Origin of the sequence: Proteus sp. G2626, assembly GCF_009915985.1 — a bacterium.
Classification (GTDB): Bacteria; Pseudomonadota; Gammaproteobacteria; order Enterobacterales; family Enterobacteriaceae; genus Proteus; species Proteus vulgaris.
On sequence record NZ_JAABNH010000002.1, the window covers coordinates 190,118 to 198,426 of the forward strand.

Here is an 8,309-nt window from a genome sequence, read left to right on the forward strand (position 1 = left end):
ATTAAGTTAGGATATGTATATCAAGAAAATGTTAACGAATGGTGTTTCGCTCTTTGTTTGGTGATTTTTATAAATTATTAATCTTATCTTTATCTTAAATTGATCTGTATTTGGTGTTTTATAAAAATAATATTAGTCTGTGTCATATTTTGTAATAATTTAATGATTGTGAGATTGTGAAATTAAACTTATTATAGCTTCATCAAGTCGAGAGACTGAAAATATAAGTGTGACAGCGCAAAGATAACACAGCAATAATAGAGTGGAGTAATAAAAGGTATATTATAAACTAGCCTCTTAAATAATAAATAATAAATAATAAATAATAAATAATAAATAATAAATAATAAATAATAAATAAGTTATATGTTATTAGTAATATTTCAACATCATTATATTAAAGATTAGACCCTTTTTTTTTAAAATTAAGTTTATTAATTTAGTAATAAGTACCTTTATATCAATAAAACACAGTATAGATAAAGACGTGTATTTATCATATAAAATATAACTACCTGCTTCCTCACACCAGGGAAGAAAAGGGCAGTGACGCTATAAAAATAACTTATAGTCATTAAAATAAAACTAAGCCCTCGTTTAGTAGTACTGTTGGATCAAAACACTAACCCAAGTTTTGATCCTTTTTTTACTTATCGCTATATAAAAATAAATATATCACTTATATTGAATAATAATTAAAGACTATTTTATTTTAAATAAGGTATTGCTATAGAAGAGTAAATAAATATATTTAATATTAATTGTCTTTTAAAAAGTGAGAATAAAATAGAGGGTGAAGCAGAGAAGAGAGAATAAATAAAAGTGAAACTGAATAGAATTGCCTCAAAAAGTTTTGATGATTGATACAATACGACTTAAACCTACACGATAGCGGTTTTTGAACGACGCAACAATTGTGTTTTTACTGTAACCACAAACCACAAATGCAGTTTTTTTCGCCAATCAAGCTGAAAACTAACAATAATTGTTGCGAGGGGGCTTCACACAAGTATAATGGGCAGGTTTTCCAAAAACACTTCAGTGCCGGAGTGGCGAAATTGGTAGACGCAGTTGATTCAAAATCAACCGCCTTCGGGTGTGCCGGTTCGAGTCCGGCCTTCGGCACCAAAAACAAGACGCTTAAAGCGTCTTTTTTTATGCATGAACTCCATGATTTATAAGGCTTTTCCTCGTATTTTAATTTTACCACGTATACTCAACTCATCCGATATGAGGTGAATGATGTGGGTATGCCGATTCGATAAGGTTATACACCCACAATTCGGTTGCGAAGACAGTTAAAATGGCACTTTCCGATACTAAGATCCGTTCTGCAAAACCTGAAGATAAAGCGTATAAGCTGACAGATGGTAAAGGATTATTTCTTCTGGTTCACCCCAATGGTTCTAAATATTGACGCTTTCGTTATCGCTTTAGCGGTAAAGAAAAGATGCTAGCATTTGGTGTATACCCTGATGTCTCCCTAGCGATGCCCGTGAAAAACGAGATGGGGCAAGAAAACTTGTCGCTAACGGAGTAGATCCTAGTGAAAAACGCAAAGAAGTAAAAGAAGAGCAACAAAAGGAATTTAATACATTCGAGAAGGTTGCACGTGATTGGCATGCAACCAATAAGAAGTGATCAGAGGGGCATAGCCATCGGGTACTCAAAAGCCTTGAAGACAATATTTTTTCAGTTATTGGTAAATGCAATATTGCGGAACTGAAAACTCGTGATCTCCTCGAACCTATTAAAGCCGTAGAGATGTCTAGATGTCTTGAGGTGGTTGCACGTCTACAACAACGTGTGACAGCTATAATGCGTTATGCCGTACAAAGTGGTTTAATCGACTATAACCCAGCGCAAGACATGGCTGGCGCAGTCGCGACAGGTAAACGAATTCATAGGGCCACATTAGAGCTTAAACGCTTACCTGAGTTCTTACAACGCATTGATGATTATAAGGGAAGACCTTTAACTAAACTTGCCGTCAAACTTACCTTGTTAGTCTTCATTCGTTCCAGTGAATTGCGCTTTGCTCGTTGGGATGAAATCGATTTTGAAAATTCCATGTGGACGATCCCCGCTGAACGAGAAGCGATAGAAGGCGTTAAACACTCCCATTGCGGATCAAAAATGCGTACCACCTCATTTATTTTCTTTAAGCCGACAAGTTATTGAAATCTTAAAACAGATCTACCAATTCAGCGGTAACCACGAGCTGATCTTTATCGGTGATCACAATCCAAGAAAACCAATGAGTGAAAATACAGTAAACAACGCATTACGTGTGATGGGGTATGACAATAAGACAGAAGTGTGTGGGCATGGTTTTAGAACAATGGCGTGTAGCTCGTTGATTGAGTCAGGCTTGTGGTCTAAGGATGCAGTAGAAAGGCAGATGAGCCACCAAGAGTGTAATTCAGTGAGGGCGGCTTATATTCATAAGGCGGAGCATATTGAAGAAAGGCGACTGATGGTGCAATGGTGGGCAGATTATTTGGATGCGAATAGGGAGAGGGAGATTTCACCTTTTAGTTTTGCGAAGTCGAGCAATCCATTAAAGGCAATTTAAATTAGGTTATTGATTGGAGTATAAAGAATGGCTAACAGAACATGGCCTCCGCCACGCAATGAGCACGATTTTGCATGAGAAGGGATATAACTCTGCATGGATTGAAACCCAGCTCGCACATATCGATAAGAACGCGATCCGTGGAACTTATAACCATGCTCAGTATATGGATGGACGCAGAGAAATGATGCAGTGGTATGCGGACTATATGGATGAGTTGGAGGTGTAGAGTAGGAAATGTGGTTAGTGTGAATTTCTAATAATAAAATAAGCCATCTTTATCTCTGAACGTAAAGATGGTTGTATGGTGTATGTTAAATTTTTACAGGGATAGGGATTGGAAGTCTAGGCTGTATTTCTACTAATTTTGTATTGGATTTAAGAATATTAGTAAAGATATCCGGTGTTTTGGGTGCTTCGAGAGATACTATAAAAGCATATTTAATAATAGATGCTTTAGAACCAGATATCCGATCACCTCCATCTCTTGCCATTTAATGGATTTCAAAACACGGATCATTGAGACTACTTCCTAACTTTCCTTTTTCTTCATGCAAAACAGACTCCCATTTTCCAGCATCCGAACGTAATTCAGCTTCAGTCGCAACTGTTTTCTGTTTAAAAAATGTATCTGTTTTATCAGGTGTTGGTCGCCATGTAATTTCTATACCTGCTTTTGTATACATAGATGTGTCTTGAGGATCAACTGGACTAGAAAAACAACAGGTTGCCTTAATTTTTACCTTTCCAGTTATTCCATTTTTCGGTATTGGTAATGGAACCCTAAGATATTTGCCAGGGTAGAGTTCACCTTGATATAGAATTTTAGCGGTACCATCTGGGGATTCGACAATTTGACTAATTAAATCGGGTATTTTCCCCCAACCAACTTCTGTTTTTTCATGCGTTGATTGATCTGCTGAATTAATCAGTAGAGCTTTAATTGCTAATGTCGATATTTCATACCCTAAAATTGCACGTATACCAACAGCATATCGTAGAAGATAAGGCGCTGAAAAACTTGTTCCACAAATAGGTGTTAACTTTCCAAAATCAATAGAACTTGGTATATGGAAATATTGTTTTGGTGTCCCACCAAAAGTAACAAGATCAGGTTTTACTAAACAAGGAGATCGATCAGGGCCCACTGCGCTATAAGATGCTCGTTTCCATTCAGAATCAACTTGATCAGTGGCTCCTACGGAAAGAGCATTTACACAGTCAGACGGAACCTGAACCCGATCTAACCCTAATGAATTGTCACTGTTACCATTATTCCCTGCTGCGATTGTCAGAAAAGTTTCACCATCAGATAAATAATTATCAATTAATGAAGTCCATGGATGAATTTCATCATCATCAATAGGTAGATCAGGCCCTAAACTTAGATTCATGAATTCATATTGTCTAGATAATAATATGTCTTCTAGGTGTGAAAGTGTTCTATAAAGTTCATATGGGTCTTCTTCTGTAGTTTTTTCGTCTAAAACCCTATAGTGATCGACATATGAAAATGGTCTGGGTGCTTCTTCATCAGGCCAAAGAGGGCCAAAAAGAAAAGCGGAAGTTACACCCAAACCATGTGATGGCCCATCAGGTAAATCATTTGCTAACGGATCAGAAAGATTATAGTTTGATACCCATGGTTCTAATACATGTCTATCAGGAAGTCCACTGTCAAGAATGGCTACTCTAATATCAGAAGCGTAGGGATGTACGTTTGGTAGATTTACATCAGCTCCATTTGATTTTCAATTGAATTGGCGTTTAACCAATATGTTGGATTTTCTGGAAAATGAACTAAATAACGATTTTCAGGATAGGTAATGTTCATTGCACTACACCAAGCTTATTGTATTAACATGCTTAAGCAGATGTCATCTTGATTGAAGTTGACCCAGTCTCTTATAAATATCCTTATTGATTATCAATAAGATGCGGTAGTGCTTTTTATTATTTATCTTTCCAGTTTCTTTCACCCAAGTATAATCATTGTTCAGGTAATACCATAAAGTGATAGATTAAATTCAGTGCTCATTGGTAAGAAAAGAAAGTATTTTTATAAGTTAGTTATAAGAGTGAATGAGATAAAAAGATCAGAAAAACGGCTACAATATTAAGATAATTTATGTTTTTCATTGAAATTTGACAAAATAGGATGTCGTAATGAACAAGAAGCTAAAATTGATACTAGGATTAAGTCTATCACTGTTAGCTATAAATGCTTATGCAGTAACTTGGGATGAATTGGAAACGGTAAAGACTTCAGAGGGATTTTCACCTTTTGAGGGGTGTAATGAGTCTATTTCATGTGAGCTTTTAGCTGAGGAAGGGCGATATAGCGTGGTACAAACTCAGTTAGGAAGGGACTGTGAATCAGGTGGTATCTGGGTTGTTAATGCTAAGAATAAACAAGCAGTCTTTATGCCTAAGATGACTAACTGCGATTTTGATATTGAAAAAAATGCCGTGGTTATTTATCCACAGCAAGGATATGCCAATATTTATCAAGGTAGCACGAATGCAACACCGAGTATCAGTGAAGTTGAGTTACCTTAAAGGATGATCTGAATTAAATTTATGGCTTATATAGCTTATGTAGCCGAGGTTGTGTTACACAGTGCAATGAAAATATTAATATTCTTGATGTTAAATATGAGAGTTAATTATATTTTCATTGTAATTAAATAATAATTTAATTACAGATAACATTAATGTTAGTCTTCTAATCCTAGTAACTTATATTTTTCTGTCATGTCTACATCTTTAGTGTTAATCCAATCAATTTTTTTTGATAGCTCTAACGGGTTTTTAGAAAAATCTTCTATTACTAAGAATGCTTTTTCTGGGGAGATACAAGCCCCTGTAAATATAAGATCAAGTTGCCCATCCAAATCAATTAACTGATTCATTTTGCTTTTATCTCCTAAAGAGTAGAACCCTGAGCTACCATGGCTATAAAGTAATGAAAAACTTCCTTGTGCTACATTATGAGAATAAAATAAAGTGGAAATAATCTTTCCATTCTCAGAAAAGTAACGACTAGCCAGAGTTGTGTGAGACTTAGTCCAAATATGTTTATTTTCTGGGTAGGATAGAAAAAAAAGACTATATTTTTCCAGGTGAAAGTTTTTAGAAATTTTCCCATCCGGATCGCTAAACTCAAAGTAATTCACGTTGACTCTCTTAATAATGGTAAGTAGTTCTTACAAAAATCACATGTTGGTCGTTCAACGAATATTGTGACTTCTTTTGGCATCTGCCCACCATTCTTCGTAATGCGCTTATATGCTCTGACCAATGAAAGTCCTTCAGCATCTGCAGCTACTTTTGAAATTGTTGATGGTTCTACGCCTGTACTTTTGTATATTTTTCTAAACCATTCTTTTCGTTTAGAAGCGAATTCTAATCCTGGGATGGCTAGTCTATTCATACCAAAAAATTGACTATTTTCAATAGAAACAAAAGCAACAGTTTGTAATCCATCATTAGAAGTAGGAATTCTCCTTCCAAGAACGGGTAGTTGCATCTTTGCTCTAAAACTATCAATTTTTTCCCAGGGACACCCTTCCAACCCAAATGGATCAACCCACCCAGTAGGATAATGCACATACCCATACGGATTAAAGCCTGCTAATAATTTAATAGGATTTAAAAAATATATTAATTAGGTCTTTTATAGTGTTTATAGGAATAACCATAATTTATGATAGTTAATTTATATTTTTTAAAATTAAAATAACATACTTTTAAATATTTATAGTTATGGTAGTTTTCGTTTTTTCTTTTCTAAATGCAGTGGTGACCATGATATTAAAACTCCAGTTTCACCAAGAGTTTTATTAATTCTGTCAATTTGATTACTATCAACTAACCATAACCACATATTATTCTTCATTTTTATTATAGAACCATTTTTTTTATTATTGAATATCCATTTTTTTAAAGTGATATTATTAATAATAATATCAAGGTGATTTGAGTTGATAATATTAACTGGATAGACCATTCTTAACATAGAGGCTTTGTATCTGGCTTTTCCTTTAAATCTACCAGGACATTCCTCTTCAAATAATGACGTTTTTTCATAAAGATATATGCTTGATAAATTAGTATCTGTTGCATAGTAAAATGCTGTAGTAACCTTTTCACAAGAATAATTAATTCCATATGAAAAAGTTATATTAGGGTCGAATGAGTTAATATATTTAGTAATGAGTTTGGATTCATTGCATATAGATGGGTATTGGATATCAATATAAGAAAACCCTAGAAGTTGCTCTGTTGTATAACCAAAAGAAGCATACCATGGTTTTATATCGTTTTTTTCTGAATATATTCTAAATGAAATAGTATTATTTTCTCCTATTTGTTTTTTTAAATCTGAAAGTGAGCCCATAACTATATCATGCTCACCTTTATATGCACCATATTCTATCTTTTTGTAATATCCTGCTGATGTTATTATTAGATCGAAAATTTTAAAAAAGGTTTCAGCTAAATCAAGAGCATTTTTTGAATTCAATTTTTCAGTATTGTATAAAGCGATTCCTGAGTACATCTTTTCTCCTAATTATTATTTCTTAATATATCCAGAATTAATTTATCTAATATCTCTTTTATATCTTTATGCTTATATTCATGCTCAAGAATAAGGATTTTTCCTTGTTGTTTAGTTGGTAACTTACTTATTACCTCATGATTTCGTGATGTAAGCAATGGTAACTTTGTTCCCATGTCTGTTTTGGAAGCTAATTCTATGGCATGAATTTTACCGTGTATATCAATAGCCATAACATCGGGGCGTCTTGCTGATATTCTTTTTCCTAAAGCAAAAGAATATGATCTATTTAAATAAATAGCTTTAAATTGACCACTCATTGCTAATTTGTTAGCTATTACTTCAGAAAATTGATCGTGACCAGGAGTTCCATCTTTTTGCCCTTTACCATATATTTTTGTACCATTTATTTCTCTAATTGGACAACCCGCCAACCCAAACGGATCAACCCACCCAGTCGGACAATGCACATACCCATACGGATTAAAGCCCCCTAATAATCCTATTGGGTCAGGCGAAATATATTGCCCTGTATCCTTATCATAGTAGCGAAAGCGATTGTAATACAAGCCACTTTCTTTATCTTCATATTGACCCGCAAATCGAAAATGACATTCGGTATATTCAGGGTCGTTATCGGCATAATCATCATGAGATTGCCAAAACGCCATTTGTCCCCAGGTATTTAACCGACCCGCCCAACTGATAATCCCTTTTTCGCTAAAGATTTCGCGTGGCGTGCCTTGATGGTCAGTGACGACATAATGCAGTTTTCCACGTTGATAACGGGCTGTTGGAGTAATTTCACCGGGTTGATAGAGCCACTGAATTTGAGAATCATAAGCCAGTGTGCCATCCGCATAAATAGGGGTTTCTTGCACCATCTGGTCGCCAGACCATAGGTAATCGACACGCTGAATGCGTTTATTTTTAAACGGTGAATTGGGCGGTGAAATAGGGCGATTATCGACTACCTTACTTTTACTGAGGCGTCGCCCAAAAGCATCGTACGTGTAGCGCCAGCATTCCCCTTCAGGATTAAAACAGGCAATAAGTTGATTAAGCGTATTCCATTGGTAATACCACGTTTTTGCTCGAAAACCGTGTTGATGAACCACTTTTTGGGTTAATCGACCATTAATGTCGTAGTGATAGTCTTGATAACCTTTGGCG

General features: G+C 35.0%; 7 protein-coding genes, 1 tRNA gene and 3 pseudogenes. 4 read left to right on the forward strand and 7 right to left on the reverse strand.

Annotated features, from left to right (window positions below; all coding sequences use genetic code 11):
• Positions 1-1,043: 1,043 nt before the first annotated feature.
• The 3 genes and pseudogenes from GWJ05_RS01215 to GWJ05_RS18470 form a co-directional block, all read left to right on the forward strand.
• Positions 1,044-1,128: transfer RNA gene (locus GWJ05_RS01215), tRNA-Leu, on the forward strand.
• A gap of 175 nt (positions 1,129-1,303) precedes the next feature.
• Positions 1,304-2,575: pseudogene (locus GWJ05_RS18385) on the forward strand (tyrosine-type recombinase/integrase).
• A 13-nt stretch (positions 2,576-2,588) separates the two neighbouring features.
• A pseudogene (locus GWJ05_RS18470) lies at positions 2,589-2,804 on the forward strand (tyrosine-type recombinase/integrase); the annotation flags it as partial.
• Between the two features lie 265 nt (positions 2,805-3,069).
• Here the strand turns inward: GWJ05_RS18470 and GWJ05_RS01230 are convergent.
• The 3 genes and pseudogenes from GWJ05_RS01230 to GWJ05_RS18760 all read right to left on the reverse strand — a co-directional run bounded on the left by GWJ05_RS01230 (position 3,070) and on the right by GWJ05_RS18760 (position 4,554).
• Positions 3,070-4,272: a S8 family peptidase gene (locus GWJ05_RS01230; RefSeq protein ID WP_337247512.1), complete on the reverse strand. Its 1,203-nt coding sequence runs from the start codon at positions 4,270-4,272 to the stop codon at positions 3,070-3,072.
• Positions 4,273-4,304: 32 nt separating this feature from the next.
• Positions 4,305-4,412, reverse strand: a pseudogene (locus GWJ05_RS18650) (hypothetical protein); the annotation flags it as partial.
• 40 nt (positions 4,413-4,452) lie between these two features.
• On the reverse strand, positions 4,453-4,554 hold the full coding sequence (locus GWJ05_RS18760; RefSeq protein ID WP_158482385.1) for a hypothetical protein: 102 nt from the start codon (positions 4,552-4,554) through the stop codon (positions 4,453-4,455).
• A 187-nt stretch (positions 4,555-4,741) separates the two neighbouring features.
• Between GWJ05_RS18760 and GWJ05_RS01245 the strand changes: the two genes are divergently transcribed.
• Complete coding sequence (locus GWJ05_RS01245; RefSeq protein WP_161680916.1) at positions 4,742-5,134, forward strand: hypothetical protein; 393 nt, start codon at positions 4,742-4,744, stop codon at positions 5,132-5,134.
• Positions 5,135-5,292: 158 nt separating this feature from the next.
• Here GWJ05_RS01245 and GWJ05_RS01250 read toward each other — a convergent pair whose 3' ends face one another.
• The 4 genes from GWJ05_RS01250 to GWJ05_RS01265 form a co-directional block, all read right to left on the reverse strand.
• Positions 5,293-5,751 (reverse strand): hypothetical protein, encoded by a 459-nt coding sequence (locus tag GWJ05_RS01250; protein WP_103005227.1) that lies wholly within the window; start codon positions 5,749-5,751, stop codon positions 5,293-5,295.
• Positions 5,748-6,104 carry a deaminase gene (locus GWJ05_RS01255; protein ID WP_141124218.1) on the reverse strand — a complete coding sequence of 119 codons (357 nt, stop codon included), beginning with the start codon at positions 6,102-6,104 and terminating at the stop codon, positions 5,748-5,750. The genes GWJ05_RS01250 and GWJ05_RS01255 overlap by 4 nt, the downstream gene beginning before the upstream one ends.
• A 234-nt stretch (positions 6,105-6,338) precedes the next feature.
• Positions 6,339-7,136, reverse strand: coding sequence for a hypothetical protein (locus GWJ05_RS01260; RefSeq protein WP_161680918.1), 798 nt, complete (start codon positions 7,134-7,136; stop codon positions 6,339-6,341).
• 8 nt (positions 7,137-7,144) lie between these two features.
• Positions 7,145-8,309: RHS repeat domain-containing protein (locus GWJ05_RS01265; RefSeq protein ID WP_202612549.1), on the reverse strand; the 1,165-nt coding region annotated here is incomplete at its 5' end.

Bases quoted from the DNA above. Each gene is read 5' to 3' on its own strand.
- GWJ05_RS01245 (WP_161680916.1), top strand. From the start codon at position 4,742: ATGAACAAGAAGCTAAAATTGATACTAGGATTAAGTCTATCACTGTTA.
- GWJ05_RS01255 (WP_141124218.1), bottom strand. From the start codon at position 6,104: ATGCAACTACCCGTTCTTGGAAGGAGAATTCCTACTTCTAATGATGGA.
- GWJ05_RS01260 (WP_161680918.1), bottom strand. From the start codon at position 7,136: ATGTACTCAGGAATCGCTTTATACAATACTGAAAAATTGAATTCAAAA.